This window comes from Chroococcidiopsis thermalis PCC 7203, assembly GCF_000317125.1.
In the GTDB taxonomy this organism is placed as follows: Bacteria; Cyanobacteriota; Cyanobacteriia; order Cyanobacteriales; family Chroococcidiopsidaceae; genus Chroococcidiopsis; species Chroococcidiopsis thermalis.
In genome coordinates this window covers 254,570-271,315 of sequence record NC_019699.1, presented here as the reverse complement: position 1 = coordinate 271,315, position 16,746 = coordinate 254,570, and the positions used below count along the sequence as shown (strand labels likewise).

Sequence of the window (16,746 nt, the reverse complement as noted above, 5' to 3'; positions counted from 1 at the left end):
GCTAGTTTTGTTGAGATTGCGCTCGAATCCACTGGCGCACAGCACGAACCACACTAATGTCATCTTCGGTGGCAGCGAGTTGGAGAAATTGCTGCAACAGGGTTCCAGAGATTGTGGGAAAGGTAGGGCTAAACTCGCACTCGACATAACGATTGTCTTGTAGCTGATAAATAGTAACACCCTGACGCTCGGTGTAGCGCCAAACTTCAGGAATGGACAGTTGCAGGTAGATCCCGAAACGACGGCGCGAGGAACTTGTGATGTCTACCTCAATTGCTAAATCTGGTGGGGGATCGGTATTGAGATCGATCTGACGACGACCGAGAATGCGCTCGACATTTTGAATGTAAAAACAGGAATCCGGTTCGACTCCCTGTACCAGTTCCTCTCGATCTAGTGTAGTAGAGCCATAGCCGCGCAGTCTTTGGTTGAATTCCTCAGCTAGGGTGCGGACGATCGCTTCGAGGATGCGACTGATGAACTCGTGTAGTTGGGATGGCATGACGATCTCCAAAACCCCTTGGCTGTATGCCAGACGCGCCGAACGATGTTCGCCCAAGTCTTTTTGAATGGCTTGATAGGTCTGCCATGTAATGCCGTCGAGAACGACATATTGTGTTTGCTGATGGGATGGCTCTTGTAGTGTTTGCACCATACAATCTATTCCTAAAGCAACACTCACACTCAAAGGGAAAGGAGATTGCCCTAATTCACCCATAAGTATTGAGAGTTTATAATTTTAGTTTTATATTCTAACTGGAAAATGAAATTGATGTTCTATTTAGAATTAGAATATTCATAACTAGAAATTTGCCAAATCCCAAACGCAAACCATAGACATCCTATGCCATCAGTTGACCAGCTCGTAGCCCAACTCGTGCAAGAGCGCTGCCAAACTCATCTAAGTGGGGCGCAGCAGCCGCTCGGTGCAGCAACTCCTCGCGTGGGACAACTTTCTGGGCATGAGTGGTCGCATCTGGAAAAAGAGCCGATCTATTTACTCAAGCTGACAGTCAAAGTGGGAGTGCAATCGCTGAAGTTAGACGGATCTCATTTAGGGATTGGGGATGATGTATTGAGATTGCTAGAGAGCGCGGCAAAGGGGGGCTACGCAGCGAAAATTAACCACCGCCTCAAAGATGCTGCTACCAAACTCCAAGCACGACAGAAAATTATCTACAACCGCTACACCCTTTTGAGCGAACCGTTCCGCTTCGTCCACGAATCGGCACTGCCCGATGCCCTAGAAGCAATTGAAGGGATGATGGCAGAAGCTGATTCTTTGCGACAGGGAATCTTAGAAACATACGAATCAGAGTACGCTGGTTTCTTGTCGTGGGTGGAGCAGGTACTAAAAGCCGCAGCATCAGAACCAAAAGCAATTGAGCTAGCGTTGCGGCAGTATGCTAGTGCTTACCCTACCAAAGAGGAGCTACTTTTCAATTCATTGCAAGTCCTAGTGGAAGGACCGATAAAGATTCCTTCCCTGCTAGAGCGTTCGGAGCGCGAAGCAGAAGTGCAAAGGCAGCAGGCAGAGGCAGAGGCAACCTCTGTCGAACGCCAAAAACTCAAGTTAATCGAGCGATCGCAAGAAACGTTACAGCAGACTTTAATTTCGACCCTATACGACGCGCAAATCAGAAGTCGGGACGAAGCGGACGCAAAGCTAGCGCAATTGCTAGAGAGCTTCAATTTGTCGGGAGCGGATGCGACATCGAGAACGGGACAGAAGTGGGACACCTTAATTGCTCGCTTGCAAGTCTTAATGCAATACGATCGCGATTTAGAGCCGCTCGTGGACAGAGCAAGGCAGCTTAATCAGCTATACCTGAGTGACAGCCCCGACTTGGAACAAGTGCAGCAGCACCTGGAAGGCTTCAGAACTATGCTGAAGCAGCGGGTGCAGCAACAAAACTCAACTGGGGAGGGACTTGCCAAGCTGACGAAGGCACTGGCGCTGGATGCGGGTTACTCCGATTTATTGAGGCAATTAGACGCGATCGCCCAGCAACCAGATCCGGAGCAGTTGCGGCAACTCAAGGGCAAGTTAGCATCAATGGAGAATTTATTTAAATTCCGTACCAAAGACTTACTCAATCGCTGGGAGATTGCTGAGGCAGCCGTGCGCCAGTCCTTGGGATTAGAAGCAACAGCCAAGACAAAGGATCTCGTTACTGCTCCAGATGCCGTCGATAGCGACGAGTGCGAGCGTGACTCGACCGCTCGACCTTACGACCCAGAGGCAGGATTTTAGGAAAACTCACCTTCTAGTTGGAATACAGAACTCAGATTCTAGTTAGAAAACGAAATTAAATCATCATGATTAAATCATGGCAATCGCTAAAAACACCAAAAAGTTAGCCGCTCAAATCCCCAACAATGCCCCAGCTGGCTCTGCTCCAGAGCGGTTGCAGCAGTTACGGCGAGAGTTGAATCGGATTTTCTTGGAGCGTTCTACTGTTATTGATGGAGTGCTAGCCGTATTGCTCAGTGGTGGAAATGTGGTTTTATTTGGTCCGCCTGGTTGTGCGAAAAGCTGGATGTTACAACAGTTGTGCCGAGCGATAGAAGAAGCTGTATTCTTCGATCGCCTCCTGCAACCGACCATCACTCCTGACGAGTTACTGGGGCAACTATCGCTGCGAGCATTACAGCAGCAAGACGAGTTAATTCGCAACACCAAGCGGCGACTGCCCCAAGCACACATTGCCTTTTTGGATGAAGTATTTCGCGGCAACTCTACCAGTCTCAACGCCCTGTTGCGGTTGATGAACGAACGGGTATTCGAGAATCCAGAGCCGCAGCCAGTCCCGCTACTGTTCTTGTGCGGTGCTGCCAATAACGTTCCCACTGATGGAGACTTGGATGCCTTTGTCGATCGCTTCGTCTACCGTCCTTGGTTGCAATACGTCCGCAAGCTAAGTTCCAAGCGGGAATTAATTCACCGCGCCAGACATAACATCAAACCAGAGGTGGTGGTGCGCCTAACGCTGGAGGAAATTAAAGCTTTACAGCAACAAGCAGCCAACGTACCTTTTTCCGACGAACTTGCAGAAGATTTGATCAAATGCCAATTGGCGCTGGAGAAGGAGGGTTTTTTGATTAGCGATCGCAAGTTGCAACAGCTAGTCAAACTGCTGCAAGCTCACGCACTGGTGCAGGGCGATGAGCAAGTGTATCCAGAATCCTTTCACGAATTACTGCCCGACTGTCTGTGGCAAAGAGATCCCAAGGAGCGGCAGAAGATCGGTCAAATCTTGAATACTTGCGTTCCCGATCTCAATCGACAAGCCGTCTCTTGGTACGATGCGGCAAAGGAAGAAGTCAGCATTGTAGTGAGGGCAGCCAGAGAATACGATTTGCGTCCGAGCAGTACGATCGAACAAAAATTGATCGAAGCAGCCGATAATGCTGCGAGTCGCTTGGAGGATATTGCTCGCAAGATTGAAAAGTTAATCGCCGATAACAAGAGTCGCAATGCCCGACGAGCGCAGAGAATACTGACTGATATTCGCGAAGATTTGCTAGTAGAAGTTGGCGGCTATAAAAATAAAGTTTATCAATAGTTACATAGCAGATTTTGCATTATTTAGGCACTTCTTTCTTCTTCCCGCTCTGCAAAAGCGACGATCGCATTTATTTCTTCTTCTTCTTCTTTCAGTGTTTGGTAGAGCTGCCAATTTTGTTGCAGATTCAGCCAAAACTCTGGACTGTTGCCAAAGAATTTCGACAACCGCAATGCCGTACTTGGCGTAACGCCGCGCTTGCCATTTACTAACTCGTTAACTCGCTGGTAAGGAACATGGATGTTGTTGGCTAAATCCTGCTGAGTCAATCCGAGTGGTTCTAGAAAATCTAGCAGCAAGATTTCTCCTGGATGTGTGGGCGGGCGATATTTAGGGATCTTCATCTATTGTTACCTCACATAAAAACGTCAACGATCGCCGACAATCTCAACCGAATCCGCTCCTTGCTCCAACCAGACAAAACAGAGGCGGTACTAGTCGTTGATGCGAATACTATGCTGACCTTCGCGATCGCCTTGCAGGGCTTCTAGCCTGTTTCCTGGTGGAACTCTCAGATCGTTTAAAGATACAGCAGCATTCAGTTGATCCAACTTTCTACGTGCCACATTCCAAAAACTTATCGGACAAGTTTTTCGTGCCACTTTTGAGTCAATGCCATCAAAAATGTCTTCCGTTGCTCGATCTTTAAATGACACAATCATGAGCGCGAGCGCACTTCCATTAACATAATAACACGGATATTATGCTATATTTAGCTAAAAGTGACCGAGGCGCGATCGCTACTTGCCAGTTTTGATATTGTTGATGCTTGATAGATTTTAAATCCTATGCTGTTTGACTTTGAACCGCTAGTGTATCGAGTTGCGAGCATCTCCAAACTCTTCTGGCAAGAGTATCTCAACTATTTTGAAGATGCTCGAACAATGGTGAGGGTTGGGACTAGCAAGCTATTTGCCTTTCCCAGTTTTACTTTAGAAGTTTTTCATCGACTTTACTACGAGAGCGAACCAGAGGAGCTAGACCCACCACCACCTGAGAGTGCTTGGGCGATTTTATTGCATCGGGAGTTTCAACAGCTCATCGGCTTTGACGCTCTGGTGGAGCAGTGTCAAGGCAACCAATTGGCGGCGGGATTGGCAACGGGAGAGTATTGCCGTCAAGTGTACGATAAACTGCCACCACCCATGCCCCGATTTCCTAATCCACAACAGTATCGGGATTTGATTAAGCAACTGAAGCATCAGCCATCTGTTCCACCATCTGGAGTATTTGAGCATCTTCTCTGTGCCACTCCAACCAAACCCCCAACTGGTTTACCACTACCCAAAACTCGACAGCAACAGGAACGGCAGCAGTGGTTGAGGCAGCTGATTGAAGATAGTGGCGATCGCTCTGCTGAACTGATCCAACTTTTACAACAGGAAGGAAAACAAGCTGTATGGCAGGCTCAACAGTACGCAAATAGCCTTGATGAAACGCAAGTCAGGCAAATGCTCAGGGCTGCCTTGAACGCTGCCTATGAAAAATTGAGCGAGGCATCTGGGTGGTTGGAGATGCTGGGCTTGAGCTGGGGAAATGAAATCGGTGGAGAACGGAGCGTTTCTCCTGCTGAAAAAATGGCGTTGGCTCAAAAGATCGCAGGTCATGCCAAGCTCAAGCAGATCGCTGTTGTTGCCGGACGTTTGCAACTGATTGCCGAGCGCAAGCGTCGTAGTCAAGCTCTAGATGCCTTTGGGGAGATAACGACGGTTGAGTTAGGAGATAACTTGTCACGGTTGTTGCCTACCGAACTCCAGAAACTCTCCAATCCCGATATCTTCCCTCTGTTTGCGCTCTCCTATTACGATCGCTCCCTGCTGCAATACAAGACTTTAGGGAAGGAGAAGCAGTGCAAAGGACCGTTGGTGGTATGCTTGGATTCCTCTGGTTCGATGGATGGATTACCTGACACTTGGGCGAAAGCGGTGACGGCAGTGCTAGGACAAATTGCCCAGCAAGAGGGACGGCACTTGCGAATCATCCACTTTGCAACTAGAGTTGTTCGAGTCGATGATTTTCCACCCCACCACCACGACTTCTCGCGGCTGCTGGAGTCGATGCTGGCTTTTTACAGTGGTGGCGGTACTGCTTGGGAGCCAGCATTATTATCTGCTACCGAATGTATTGAGCAGCAACAACAGTTCAAAGGAGCAGATATTGTTATGGTTACAGACGGCAAGTGCGATCTAGAGCGGGAATTTTTGCAGCAGTTAAAAGTCAAGAAACAACAGCTAGAATTTAGTATTTATGGAGTTTTAATCGGTGGTGCGGGCGAACGGCTCCTTCAGCAGTTTTGCGATCGCATCTGGGTTGTTAAAGATCTTGTGAGCGATGAGGTAGCAATCGAAGAGCTGTTCTTGCTATAGTTCGCGCTCTCACCTGCTACATCAACAACTCACTATCTAAATATCTGATCGGGAAATATGTCTAAACAAGGTGGTTAGGCGCAAACCAAAAATCTCCGTTATAGAGCGAGAGATAGTCAAACTAAGTGGTTTGAAAAAAACTCTTCACCTCATCACTTCAGAGGCTGTGCTATGCTTTAACCTGCTACGACAATGATTGCGACTGAAGAAAACTATAGCCGCGATCGAATCGTGGAATCATTCTACAGTTGAACTGGTTGAGTTCGTCAACGATATCAGGACTATCAAAGTCTTTAGAGTTTCGATTCAAAAAATATGCCTGCTGTGGCCGATCGCGTCGTAGATGAGTCATAACTGATGCATAAACAAGCGCATCTTGTGGTGTTATATCGTAAGTAGTTTCATAAGACGCTGCTTCGTTTAAGATGTCAGCGGTAAGCGCCACAATTTCTCCCACCTTGAGCAGTCTTTCTCGACATTGGATAAAGCGATGTCGTTCTTCTTCATTGCTTTGCACCATTAAGCTAGCAATATCTTGAATGCTCTTAATTCGACTAGCATAAGAAGTTGTACGTAAAAGTTGACGCAACTCAGCATCCAACGATCGTTGCAGCTCTCGGCGATTCCTTGCTTGGCGACTCAGTTTCTCATGCGGTTCCGCAAGACAATATGCTGGATTGACATACTCACCGCTCTAAAGAGACGGTGATTCTTGACGCTTCATTGGGTTGCGCTACCGAGGTAGTCTTATCATCCCTCTGCGTCCATTTAGAGTCGTGCCGATGCCCCATGCCGACTTTCTCTATATTTCTGGAAGCGTTGTCGTCTCTACAGTGACGAGAATTGCAATTTATGCAAATTATTTCTCGCACCTTTAAGTCGAGCTTGCCCCATTTGTACCCACAATCCGAGCAGATTTGGCTTGTGGGTTCCCAGCGACTAACTACTCTAAACTCACGACCAAACTTATTTGATTTTGCCTCGCACAAATTCCTGAACTCCCTCCACCCCTGCAAACTAATCACCCTAGCCAGCCGTCTATTTTTAACCATTCCAGACACATTCAGGTCTTCCAAAACAATCGTTTGGTTTTCACTAACTATTTTGGTTGACAACTTATGTAAGAAATCTTTGCGAGTATCTGAAATCCGGTTATGCTGTCGAGATATCCGAACACGGGTTTTATCTCTACGCTTAGAACCTTTAGCTTGACGTGCTAACTTTCGTTGTAGTTTACGGATTTTGCGATCTGTGTTGGAGTAGTTAGGACTTTGAGCTTTTTCGCCACTACTCATTGCAGCAAAGATTTTAATTCCTAAGTCAATACCGATACTTATGTGTTTGGCAACAGTATTAATAAGATCGACTTCTACTACAAAACTCAGAAAATATCGACCCGCACAATCCTTGATTACTGTTACAGAGCTAGGTTCAGAGGGTAGCTCTCTAGACCAAATAGGATTGATATCACCGATTTTAGCTAAATAAACTACATCACATTTTAACTGAAAAGCAGCCTTAGTAAACTCAGCAGACTGAGTGTTAGTCTTCTTTTTGAATTTAGGTGTACCTATTTTGTTCCCTTTTCTTTTCCCATTACGAGAGTTAAAAAAGTTTTTGTAGGCAGCGTCTAAATGTCTAAGAGATTGCTGCAACGGTACTGAAGAAACATCAGATAGCCATTGCCGCAATTCAGTCTTTTTAGCTTGAGTTAACAAGCCAGATAGTTTGTTGTATCCAGGCAACTTTTCAGATTGTTTACAGAAAGCCAAAGCATCATTCCAGACTACCCTAACGCAACCGAACAATTGAGCTAAGCTTTGTCGTTGTTGGTCTGTTGGATAGAATCTATACTGATATCGAGCTTTCATGTATCATATGAATATCGGTCTACAAAGTATTGTACATGGGTCTACGTTAAATGACAAGCCAGCTACGCAAGGAAAGACACTCAGTTACAGATCTGAAGATACATTTGGTCTGCGTGACGAAGTATCGTAGACCTGTACTGACATCCGAGAGTCTTGCGTTGATTGAAAAATCTTTTAAAGAAGTAGCTAAAAAAATGGATTTTCATATTCAGGAATTCAACGGAGAATCCGACCACATCCACTCAATTATTGAGTTTCCACCTAAGCTTTCTATTTCTCAGATTGTGAATGCAGTTAAAGGAGTATCCAGCCGCCGCTACGGACAGGCTGGATACTCTAAACCCTATGGCAAAGATGCCCTCTGGAGTCCTAGTTATTTTGCATCTTCCATAGGTGGCGCACCACTTGAAGTTCTCAAAAAATATATCCAAGATCAAGAAAAGCCGTCCTAGAAGGACGGGGTTTTAAACCCAAATTTTCGATAATCAAATGTCCTTGCCCTGCTTCACACGTTTGTAGGATTTGTTCGCAACTTGCACTCTGTTCTTGCTCGAAGGTAAGCTCTAAAACAAAATTTGTTTCGACATAAATATTCACGCAACTGCCTCATGCTCAAACTTTCCTCCGGCTAGGGCAGCATACAGTCCTGAATCAATCAACCAATGCTGCTGGGCAGCTACATCCTCCGGCAATTTCTCCGAGTGAATTATCTCTCCCAACCAAGATGCAATAATTAGTTCCAGGCTTTGTCCACTGATTTGTTCTTCCCTCACCCCTGCCCGTTCAAAATAAGGCTGAAGAATGGGACGTGGATCGATAGCGTATGTAGGTTCACTCTGCTCTAGATGAGCCTCTGTATCAGTCCATAAGTAAAATTTGTCTGGAAAGACCATCAGAAAATACGGGGCTTTTGGAAAAGTTTCGTGTGCCAGGATATTGCGCCGAAGGCTTGCTGCCCACTGGGGTGATACGTTGGTTTTGCGCTTGACTTCAACAGCCAGAACTAGTTGACCGTTGCGGTTGTCAACTGCTAAATCCCATCCTAAATCGGCTCTAACAGACATAATAAGTTCATATGAGAAATCAAATACACTACTATTTTGACGCAAAACACTAGCTGTTCGTCAAGGGCAGCGATGACAAGTTACTTACATAAAGATATCTAAAAAAAGTCTGCCTTACTAGTTAATCGTTGCGTTCAAAAAAATTCGTTATTTGTGAACAAAACCTTTTAAAATTTTCTCATAGAATCGTGGTTTTATACGTGCAGTTTGCGTTCGATTTAATAGCTTTTTTTTAAGAAAAATCATTTTTCAGGTCTTTCACTCATTTTTTTCATCCTTCTGTTTAGCTTTCGATCGCAGACCTAGAATAGCAAATATCGTGCAATTTCTTCCATCTTTAACTATAGTAAGCAGCGTAAGCGATGCTGAACGTAGTTGTCGCACTCGATTGTTCATCGTGAAGGATATAGCACCGAAAAGCTTTTTTACTCTGATGTCCGGTCAATTTCGTCGCATGGGTGGGATCGACACCTGAGAAATTGCCCAACATTACTGATGCGGATATCAGTTAGTGTCGTCCCAATCTTAGCAGCTCTGCCCCATTTGAGTTGAGATGGAGGTGCAGCATCTAAGCTACCAGAACTGAGTACCCATTGAGGCTAGTGACTGAAACCAATTTCTTAGCTATTCGGACAACTTATAGCTTAAGTTTTGCCAAGTATAGCACTACCTTTATATAGAATAAGTCACACTTTTATCCTTCATACCGACGAGTATACATAGCATCGCTGGCTTTTGCTACTAACAATTTCTTTTTTTTGGGTGTTTCTAAATAAATGCGATCGCCCTCAATCCGCAGCAACTTCCAAGTACAGCCTTGTTTAGCCCAAGCTAAATGTATCTGCTTACCAATAAAATTAGCAAGTTTTTCTTTTGGAATTGGTAGCATTACCAGTTGTGCCTTTTGTTGCTGATGACGTTTCATAACTAAATGCTCTCCAATTAAAATAATTCCCTCCTACAAGCTGTAGGAGGGTAAAAAATACTCAGTGCAACGATCGCTGTATTGAATACAAACAGCTTAGAGAAGGCTTTGGATAATATCGTTTGGCGTTTTTTTGTTCCAGCTTGGATGGAGAACGAGGTCGCTGGCAGGATACCGTTTGGCTTTTTTATCGTGCAGCAGCATGAGTTGGTTGCGGATATCTTCTGGAAATTGTGTTGATTTGTGGCTGACAGCATCACTGTTGAACGGGCTGCTCCAGAATAAATCCCAGATTTCAGTAATGTTTTGTGAACTGCACTGAGGTACTAAATTGTTGCCGAAGCAGATACTTCCTTCTCCCATAACATTGGGCAGGGGAGCTGCATACAAATTACCTGCTGGGTCGAACGAGCTACCTTTCATTGCCCAAATGTAGTAAGTTCTGCCGATCCCTACAAATAGCAAGGCAGGCAAAGGAACAGCGAGTTGCAAAGATTGGTTATTTACATTTTGGAGCAGAATGTTGTATTTTTGCGGCGGCAAATAAAGCAGAATCCATTCGCCGTTTTTACTTTTACCCCATCTGACAGTATGATTTGACAACCAACCTGAATCAATGGCTGGCGTGCTGAATGCAGCAGCGACAGCTTCAGGTGAAATTGGTTTGTATTCGACACCATCTTGAGCTTTGCTCACGAAGATATACTGCCCGCGTAAAACGAGCAAATGTCCTAGAATTTCATCTTCTGGAACGGTATGGGCGATGGTACGAGCGATCGCCATCACTGATAGCTGCGGCAGTTGCAGCACAGTTGGAGCTGTAGATCCTGTTGTATTAGTTAAATTCTCCGTTCCTACTTCTGAAGTAGCTATAGGAATTTCTGATGCTTGAATCATGGTTTTGATGAAGTAGCGCAGTTCCAAAGTTCAAAGGCGGCTTTTCTATGGGCGACATCGCGCTCAATCCATTCACCTATTGCTGCGGCTTTGTCCCAATAGCTGTTGGCAATCTTCCATTGCTCGGCTAGAAACATGATATTTTCATAAGTCCAAGGCAAACTTTCACAGACTTCCGTGCTGACATCGCACCAGATACAGCCAGTGCTTTTGTCAATCAGGGCGATCGCATCATATAAATAGCAAAGAGGGTGCGTTTGTTTGGCACACAGGTGTTGGAACCGCTCTAGATCGATTGTGTCGGCACGGAGCAGCCGTTCGGGAGTAAAACCAAACTTTTCTTCCCAAATTTCCAAGTCGTAACCAAATCCGAGCAGCGAGAGTAAGAATTGGTCGCACTCTTCTAGATCTTCTAGATCTTCATACCACCAATCATTAGTTTTAGGTAGGATTGGTATTTCGTACTCTCTTGAGGTAGTAGTTTCAAATTCCTCCCATAATTCTATGGCAAAAAGTTGTTCGTTGACTAAGTGCAAAAATTCAATTTCTTTGTCGCAGTAAACGCTATCAAACGTGCGCCGATCTAGTGGAATTTTAGATGCTTTCCACTTTTGAGGAAAAACCTTTTGGTAGAGATGGAGAAGTTGAGTTTTACAGGATAAATCTTGCAGGTATTCGAGAGCATCGGTAACGGTTATAGGCGTGCGGTATTGCAGAATTTGTTGGCTAAAAGATGACAGCGATGCCGATACTACGTGCATATACGATGAATGTTATGCAGCCATTGTTTGGCTGCACTTTTAACTTAGATAAGTTTCGGCGTAATTCGGGCAGGGGTAGCAGGAGCGCGACATAGGTTTAGATTCGCGCTAGCGATCGCCACTTCCCACTTTTGACCGCTGGTGTATGCTGCTTCAATCTGCGGCTGTAAGGCAATCAAAGCAGTTATATCTAAACCTTTTTGCAGCTTTAATTGTTCGATCTGCCAAGCTAGCGACAAAGCCGGATTGAGCTGCGATGGTGCAGCGCCAAGTTCCTGGCAAACTGCTGCAACAGAACCTTTAGTTCCCGCACGTTTGAGCATTTGAATGCGTACCGTATCGCCCTCAGTTCGGCGTTGAATTTCAGCATTTGCTAGCTGGGGCATATATGCCCCAATGGTGGTGCGGAGAACATCATCGTTGGCTGCAATGCTTTCATCTAGAGGAGTTTCTTGACCTTCGATTACCAAGACGTATTTCATAGAATTACTAAAATAATTTGAGTTGATTTAGATCGGACGGCCGCGCTACAGGCGCTTGGGGTAAGTCGGGTACGACAACTTGACGAGTCGGAACTTGTTTTGGCTGAGATTGCTGGCGTGATGAAGAGCGAGCTTGCATCTGCGGCAAATTTTCTTTCAGTTTTTCGATCGCTTGCAAGAGCGGTAAACTACTTGCTTCCAAGGCACTGAAAGTCGAGCCGAATAACAAAGGTGGTTCGTCAGCAATGCCAACTGCTATCAGTAGCTTTCTCTCATTTTCATGCAGCGGTAGTATTTGCAAGTTGACGACGATGGTAGTCTTGTCAAAGTCAAACTTGTCTTGTAAAGAGGATTCAGATTCGGTTATTTCCGTGTCGGTTTTGCTCAATGGAGTCGCAGCAATGGTGTTTAGGCTGCTAGAAGGTGCAATACCATCGCTAGATTCTTCGTCGTCATCGTCCAAATTCAATTGAGCTAGTTGTTCAGTATCGTCAGCTGTAGAATGGGCAGAACTACTAGCAGAACTACCAGCGGATTGCTTGTTGTGAGTAAGTGCAGTCATGATAAGTAGGCTAATCTGTATAGAGTTTTAATAGTGATGCCAAATTTCTTGAAGGTTTTCCACTTGTATTGGCATTCACCAGGTTTGTATTTGGGGGAGAGTTGACTCCATTGCTCCCAACTAGCTAGCAGGGTGGGACTAACACTATGCAGTGCCATGCCAACATAAAGCCAAGTGTCGTAACTATCGGCAAATTTGGGATGGATGACTTCCAGCAGAATCAGTGCTTGTTGGATGTTGCCGTCGATGCCTGGATAGAGGCGAGTATACTTGTCAGTAACGCAATGCTGGCGAATGCTCGTACTGTTTCGAGCATAGTGTCTAGTTTTCTCGGCACTAACGCGCATTTTGCCAATAATCCAGTCTGGAGCATTGGCAATTTCAACTTCGCTAGGGCTGCAACCTGGAAGCCATTGGTAGCAATATCCTTGAGGATGTCCAGAAGGTGGGAGTACGGAAGATAGATTTTTGCCTCTCAACTCCAAACATTCTCGTTGCCTAGTATGGATGCGCCTGGATTTGAGATTTTCTAGAGGGAAGTAGAGATGCAGGGGTAGACGGTAGAGATATTGCGCTCTATGAGGGCGACCTGACGTGAATGCAACTGTATGTGGTAAGTAAGCAAGGGCAGCATTTTTAATTTCATCGGGTGAAAAGTTAGCGAATTTGGAGTTTTTATTGTTTTCATTTGAGAAGTTGGAAGTTAGGACTTGTTTATACGCACTGATGCCATCGCAATCGACAGCAATTATGAATTCACGAGCGTTAGCACCGCAGATCAATGCAACACCTGTAGGCGATACTTGGGTGAAGCCTTCTCTTCGGTCGAGGACTCGAACTTTACCTGTAGAAGCAAGTTCCGATTGCAACTGTTTGGGAGTAAACGGTCGTTGTTCCCAGCGATAGCCTAAAGGTCTTTTCCAGTGCGTAGGTACGAGATGCCAGTGTGTTGGCAGAATTTCCAGGGTAGAAATAACGACATCAATAGCTTTTGCATTCATATTTGAAATGCAACTTTATGCACTGCAAATATGGCACAGCCATTTTCGTTGACTGCAATAGTCGCTTTGCTATTTAACAACTGCAAGCTGAATACATCATCAGCTATTTGTGGCGATCGCAGCCGAAAATGTATATTGTATTCTTACCTAATAAGATATGTATGGGGTTACAGCAGTTAAGTTCAAAGCTACTCTACTTATTATTAGGTGTCAATTATTTTTGGGCTTGGCGACAACTAGAACAAATGTTCAAATCGTTATCCGAAGCAGCTTTCACATCTACGTATAATTGGCGCGAAATGCAAAAATAATTGTCGTTCAATAACTTATTTTTAGATCGTCTTCATGGTGTATGCTAAACTTCCTCAGTTATTTGATGGCAACCTACAGTCAGTACAATAGCAATTAAAGCTAATAATACAGTTTTGTCGAGATAATTTAATAACATATATTTAACAAAATATAAGTTCCCCTTACATCCTTTTTAGGGTAAAATTCTTTTTCGTTAATAAATTTTATATATCGAGGAAAAATTGAACTTTCTAGGTTTAGGTTGAAGCAGATACTAAGTTTTACAAATACTATAAAAGTAATATAAAAGCGTTATCGCTATCGTAGTAGCAGATTAACGCTCTAGTCAAAAGCAAGTGCTATAGTGATAAATCTCTACTTTTGGAAGCGACACCATTAGTGCGATCTGCTACTTTAGAATCCAGATAAATTTCACTTTTAGGAGTATAGGTTTGTTGAATAACTTGTTGGCGCTGCTGTTGTAGGTCTTTCATAATCTGTTTTAAGGGAATCAAGTCAATACCCTTCTCACCTTTTGACTCCGATTCAGCTACCTTAGCAGCCACTATCTTAAAATAGATTTCTCGCTGTTCCGCAACAGACAGCTTGCCACTATTTGCTCGAATTTTCTGATTTATTTCGTCGTTTTCTTGCATCATGGCATTAGACGAGGGTTGACCTTCCCGTTGAATATTATTCCATTCTTGGGCTAGGAAAGGATGAAGAGTCAGGGCAAGCTCGCCAATACCTTTTATTTCCTGGTTTTCGTTTAATTGTTGTTGAGATCGATCGGTAGGTACACTGCTACTATTAGCACCATTAAATAGCTGCTCCAGATCGAACAACTGTGCTTTTTGAGCCATCAGCTTAATATAATTAATGTCTTGTTCTGAAATATTCATTTTGGTGATTTCTTGAGAAATTCCATCTGACTTTTTTTCAAGCTGGAATTCAAATAGCCCTTGCCGATCGCCATTAATCGTAGTTTTATATAGAGATAAACTAGCTTTATTATGCTCTGGGTCGCGGCGGCGAACAATCGTTAATTCACCCACAGTCAGCTTGTCTGTTTTTGCCTTTTGCAAAATCCCATTTAGCGTGCCAAGCAGTTCAACTTGTTTGAAACTTTCTAAAGTGGATAGCGTTCCCGCAGGTGCGAGAGAACCTAGAGTATTAGCTACATCTCTGAGGTCGGATGTAGATAGCGATCGCAGTGTTTTCTGGTCTGCTAAGCGTTCTGCTACCATCACGAATTCCTGCCGTTCTGCTGGTAGCATCTCCTTCGATCGCCCAGTTATTTTAGGCGTGCCATTTCGCTCTAGTTTAAATTCCATCAAAGGCTGTTTGAAACCTTGTAATTCGTCTTGGCGGCGATGAATCGTAAACTTTTCACCTTGTTTAATAATTGCAAAGGCATCGCTACGGTACAACAGCGAACCATCAGTTTGAATTTGTCCGTATCGTTTTAGTAGTGCCGCAGATGTTTTAGCAATCCTTTTATTCTCAGATGCAAAGCGCTGACGCTCTAATTTTTGACTGAGAATTTTATAGATAGGAATGTGGAGCTGACGCACCCACTGTTTAGTTCCAGGTTGGATTTTTGGACTGTCGAGTACTTGCTTGTAAGTATATTCAACAGCAGTTTTGGGGACAACTGAATTTTGATTTTGCTCTTGGCTAACTTGTCGTGGCTGACTGGAAGCAGTGTTTTCTAATGTAGCGCTGTTTTGGCTTGCTGATGGTCTATCTCGCTCCGAGTTACGATCTTCTAGCACTAACTTTGAAGAAAGCTCGTTTAATTGCTGTTGATAATTTTTAATTGTGGCAGCACTTTCTAGAAATACGTTAGCAATCCGCCGATCGATAGATGCTAAATCTTTCACTACCTCTCTTAACCGCTCCGAGCTTTCATTGGCAGCTACATCTTTACTTAATTTTGTTAGCTCTTCTGCTTTCTGGTTGCGTGTTGCCATTAATTTAACCGCTAACACTAAATTACTTTCTAGTTCTTGTTTGAGCGACAATAAATCCTTACTGTCGAGTCGTTCGGCAGCTGAAAGATTGCTTTGGGATGACGCGCCTTCTAATCGATCCTCTAGTGAAAGAGCTGAACCAGCAGCAACAAGCGGCTGCTGGACGTTGGCAGTGCAGTTAGACAATCCAGCCAATTCTTCTGGTGTTAGAAGTTGGGTAGCTAGATTCGTCTTGCAGTTCCCCGTCTCGTCTTGGGTGTAGAGGACAACTTCTTTGCCAGATTCAGTCGTACCAACGATTTGCAGACACGGCTGGCGATCGTCGGTTTGACTGATGCCATCAGCCACATCCGCTGCCAACCGTTGGGAAATAGCCTGTAGCTGAAATTCGGTTGGTGCTTCTGCCTGATATTGACTTGCTACAGAATCTAATTTCTCCCACTTCCAAGCATCGGGCAAATCCCGCTCGCGGGAAAGAACGTAAACATCGCTACCAATATCCACGCGAACGCGATCGAGTTGTTCTGGTTGTTCCTCTTTATTTTCCCTAAGTTTTTCAAAGATGAGTTTGACAATCTCTGTAATTGAATTTGTTATCTCTCTACCCATAGAGTAAAGCGTCTCTACAGATTTATCTGTCATTCTCGTGTAATAATTTCCTAATTCTGTGGCGCGTTCGTCGTACATGGCAGTGTAGGTAATCTATCTAGAAGGACGGTATTTTTGAATTGAACGAAGACAAGCTGGCGATCGAAGCGGATGACAATCAGCGATGGTTTAGCACCACCTGCTATGAGGGTGGCGCAATAGATATTGTCTAGGAGATCGCGGTTGTAGTAGTAGACGAGAATGGAATCGAAGTAGTGAGTTTCGATACTGGGTGGAAATTGGTAAGACCAGCGGGATAGCCTTTGATACTTTTCGATTTCTCGCTCTAATTGAAGGTCAATCATTTGAAATAAACTTGGCTGGAAATGGGTTGAGTTG

Annotated in this window: 16 protein-coding genes and 2 pseudogenes; 4 read left to right on the top strand and 14 right to left on the bottom strand. The window is 44.5% G+C overall.

The genetic code is table 11. The features are described from left to right. Nucleotide 1 precedes the first annotated feature (1 nt). Nucleotides 2-718, bottom strand: a complete 717-nt coding sequence (locus tag CHRO_RS28830; RefSeq protein ID WP_015163156.1) for a Uma2 family endonuclease — start codon at nt 716-718, stop codon at nt 2-4. A gap of 126 nt (nt 719-844) precedes the next feature. Here CHRO_RS28830 and CHRO_RS28825 point away from each other — a divergent pair, with 126 nt between their 5' ends. Next, nucleotides 845-2,254 (top strand): hypothetical protein, encoded by a 1,410-nt coding sequence (locus CHRO_RS28825; protein WP_015163155.1) that lies wholly within the window; start codon nt 845-847, stop codon nt 2,252-2,254. Nucleotides 2,255-2,330: 76 nt separating this feature from the next. Then, nucleotides 2,331-3,566, top strand: coding sequence for an AAA family ATPase (locus tag CHRO_RS28820; RefSeq protein ID WP_015163154.1), 1,236 nt, complete (start codon nt 2,331-2,333; stop codon nt 3,564-3,566). A 23-nt stretch (nt 3,567-3,589) separates the two neighbouring features. Here CHRO_RS28820 and CHRO_RS28815 read toward each other — a convergent pair whose 3' ends face one another. Both CHRO_RS28815 and CHRO_RS28810 read right to left on the bottom strand, forming a co-directional pair. After that, nucleotides 3,590-3,910 (bottom strand): HigA family addiction module antitoxin, encoded by a 321-nt coding sequence (locus tag CHRO_RS28815; RefSeq protein WP_015163153.1) that lies wholly within the window; start codon nt 3,908-3,910, stop codon nt 3,590-3,592. Nucleotides 3,911-4,003: 93 nt separating this feature from the next. Beyond that, a pseudogene (locus tag CHRO_RS28810) lies at nt 4,004-4,228 on the bottom strand (type II toxin-antitoxin system RelE/ParE family toxin); the annotation flags it as partial. Nucleotides 4,229-4,354: 126 nt separating this feature from the next. Between CHRO_RS28810 and CHRO_RS28805 the strand changes: the two are divergent. Next, complete coding sequence (locus CHRO_RS28805; RefSeq protein ID WP_015163151.1) at nt 4,355-5,932, top strand: vWA domain-containing protein; 1,578 nt, start codon at nt 4,355-4,357, stop codon at nt 5,930-5,932. Nucleotides 5,933-6,116: 184 nt separating this feature from the next. Here the strand turns inward: CHRO_RS28805 and CHRO_RS28800 are convergent. Both CHRO_RS28800 and CHRO_RS28795 read right to left on the bottom strand, forming a co-directional pair. Further along, nucleotides 6,117-6,608 (bottom strand): annotated as a pseudogene (locus tag CHRO_RS28800) (PIN domain-containing protein); the annotation flags it as partial. A 10-nt stretch (nt 6,609-6,618) separates the two neighbouring features. Continuing rightward, nucleotides 6,619-7,803, bottom strand: a complete 1,185-nt coding sequence (locus CHRO_RS28795) for an RNA-guided endonuclease InsQ/TnpB family protein (RefSeq protein ID WP_015163149.1) — start codon at nt 7,801-7,803, stop codon at nt 6,619-6,621. Between the two features lie 50 nt (nt 7,804-7,853). Between CHRO_RS28795 and tnpA the strand changes: the two genes are divergently transcribed. Next, the gene (tnpA, locus tag CHRO_RS28790; protein WP_015163148.1) at nt 7,854-8,255 is read left to right on the top strand and encodes an IS200/IS605 family transposase; all 402 of its coding nucleotides are present in this window, start codon (nt 7,854-7,856) and stop codon (nt 8,253-8,255) included. 141 nt (nt 8,256-8,396) lie between these two features. Here the strand turns inward: tnpA and CHRO_RS28785 are convergent, their stop codons facing one another. The 9 genes from CHRO_RS28785 to CHRO_RS28745 form a co-directional block, all read right to left on the bottom strand. Beyond that, nucleotides 8,397-8,867 (bottom strand): hypothetical protein, encoded by a 471-nt coding sequence (locus CHRO_RS28785; RefSeq protein WP_015163146.1) that lies wholly within the window; start codon nt 8,865-8,867, stop codon nt 8,397-8,399. A gap of 694 nt (nt 8,868-9,561) precedes the next feature. Further along, complete coding sequence (locus CHRO_RS28780) at nt 9,562-9,792, bottom strand: hypothetical protein (RefSeq protein WP_015163145.1); 231 nt, start codon at nt 9,790-9,792, stop codon at nt 9,562-9,564. A gap of 96 nt (nt 9,793-9,888) precedes the next feature. Further along, a complete protein-coding gene (locus CHRO_RS28775; protein WP_015163144.1) occupies nt 9,889-10,689 on the bottom strand; it encodes a hypothetical protein in 801 nt (266 codons plus the stop codon). Continuing rightward, nucleotides 10,686-11,450, bottom strand: a complete 765-nt coding sequence (locus CHRO_RS28770) for a hypothetical protein (RefSeq protein ID WP_015163143.1) — start codon at nt 11,448-11,450, stop codon at nt 10,686-10,688. Before CHRO_RS28770 ends, CHRO_RS28775 begins: the two co-directional genes overlap by 4 nt. Nucleotides 11,451-11,494: 44 nt before the next feature. Beyond that, nucleotides 11,495-11,932 carry a hypothetical protein gene (locus CHRO_RS28765; protein ID WP_015163142.1) on the bottom strand — a complete coding sequence of 146 codons (438 nt, stop codon included), beginning with the start codon at nt 11,930-11,932 and terminating at the stop codon, nt 11,495-11,497. Between the two features lie 7 nt (nt 11,933-11,939). Next, nucleotides 11,940-12,494 carry a hypothetical protein gene (locus tag CHRO_RS28760; RefSeq protein WP_015163141.1) on the bottom strand — a complete coding sequence of 185 codons (555 nt, stop codon included), beginning with the start codon at nt 12,492-12,494 and terminating at the stop codon, nt 11,940-11,942. After that, complete coding sequence (locus CHRO_RS28755; protein WP_015163140.1) at nt 12,491-13,495, bottom strand: bifunctional DNA primase/polymerase; 1,005 nt, start codon at nt 13,493-13,495, stop codon at nt 12,491-12,493. Before CHRO_RS28755 ends, CHRO_RS28760 begins: the two co-directional genes overlap by 4 nt. A gap of 650 nt (nt 13,496-14,145) precedes the next feature. After that, nucleotides 14,146-16,446 carry a hypothetical protein gene (locus CHRO_RS28750; RefSeq protein ID WP_015163137.1) on the bottom strand — a complete coding sequence of 767 codons (2,301 nt, stop codon included), beginning with the start codon at nt 16,444-16,446 and terminating at the stop codon, nt 14,146-14,148. Continuing rightward, on the bottom strand, nt 16,419-16,712 hold the full coding sequence (locus CHRO_RS28745; RefSeq protein ID WP_015163136.1) for a hypothetical protein: 294 nt from the start codon (nt 16,710-16,712) through the stop codon (nt 16,419-16,421). Before CHRO_RS28745 ends, CHRO_RS28750 begins: the two co-directional genes overlap by 28 nt. Nucleotides 16,713-16,746: the final 34 nt, after the last annotated feature.

Excerpts from the sequence above, each read along its gene's own strand:
- CHRO_RS28780 (WP_015163145.1), bottom strand. The coding sequence starts at position 9,792 with ATGAAACGTCATCAGCAACAAAAGGCACAACTGGTAATGCTACCAATT.
- CHRO_RS28785 (WP_015163146.1), bottom strand. The coding sequence starts at position 8,867 with ATGTCTGTTAGAGCCGATTTAGGATGGGATTTAGCAGTTGACAACCGC.
- tnpA (WP_015163148.1), top strand. The coding sequence starts at position 7,854 with ATGACAAGCCAGCTACGCAAGGAAAGACACTCAGTTACAGATCTGAAG.
- CHRO_RS28765 (WP_015163142.1), bottom strand. The coding sequence starts at position 11,932 with ATGAAATACGTCTTGGTAATCGAAGGTCAAGAAACTCCTCTAGATGAA.
- CHRO_RS28770 (WP_015163143.1), bottom strand. The coding sequence starts at position 11,450 with ATGCACGTAGTATCGGCATCGCTGTCATCTTTTAGCCAACAAATTCTG.
- CHRO_RS28760 (WP_015163141.1), bottom strand. The coding sequence starts at position 12,494 with ATGACTGCACTTACTCACAACAAGCAATCCGCTGGTAGTTCTGCTAGT.
- CHRO_RS28830 (WP_015163156.1), bottom strand. The coding sequence starts at position 718 with ATGGGTGAATTAGGGCAATCTCCTTTCCCTTTGAGTGTGAGTGTTGCT.
- CHRO_RS28805 (WP_015163151.1), top strand. The coding sequence starts at position 4,355 with ATGCTGTTTGACTTTGAACCGCTAGTGTATCGAGTTGCGAGCATCTCC.
- CHRO_RS28775 (WP_015163144.1), bottom strand. The coding sequence starts at position 10,689 with ATGATTCAAGCATCAGAAATTCCTATAGCTACTTCAGAAGTAGGAACG.
- CHRO_RS28745 (WP_015163136.1), bottom strand. The coding sequence starts at position 16,712 with ATGATTGACCTTCAATTAGAGCGAGAAATCGAAAAGTATCAAAGGCTA.
- CHRO_RS28795 (WP_015163149.1), bottom strand. The coding sequence starts at position 7,803 with ATGAAAGCTCGATATCAGTATAGATTCTATCCAACAGACCAACAACGA.
- CHRO_RS28755 (WP_015163140.1), bottom strand. The coding sequence starts at position 13,495 with ATGAATGCAAAAGCTATTGATGTCGTTATTTCTACCCTGGAAATTCTG.
- CHRO_RS28820 (WP_015163154.1), top strand. The coding sequence starts at position 2,331 with ATGGCAATCGCTAAAAACACCAAAAAGTTAGCCGCTCAAATCCCCAAC.
- CHRO_RS28815 (WP_015163153.1), bottom strand. The coding sequence starts at position 3,910 with ATGAAGATCCCTAAATATCGCCCGCCCACACATCCAGGAGAAATCTTG.
- CHRO_RS28825 (WP_015163155.1), top strand. The coding sequence starts at position 845 with ATGCCATCAGTTGACCAGCTCGTAGCCCAACTCGTGCAAGAGCGCTGC.
- CHRO_RS28750 (WP_015163137.1), bottom strand. The coding sequence starts at position 16,446 with ATGTACGACGAACGCGCCACAGAATTAGGAAATTATTACACGAGAATG.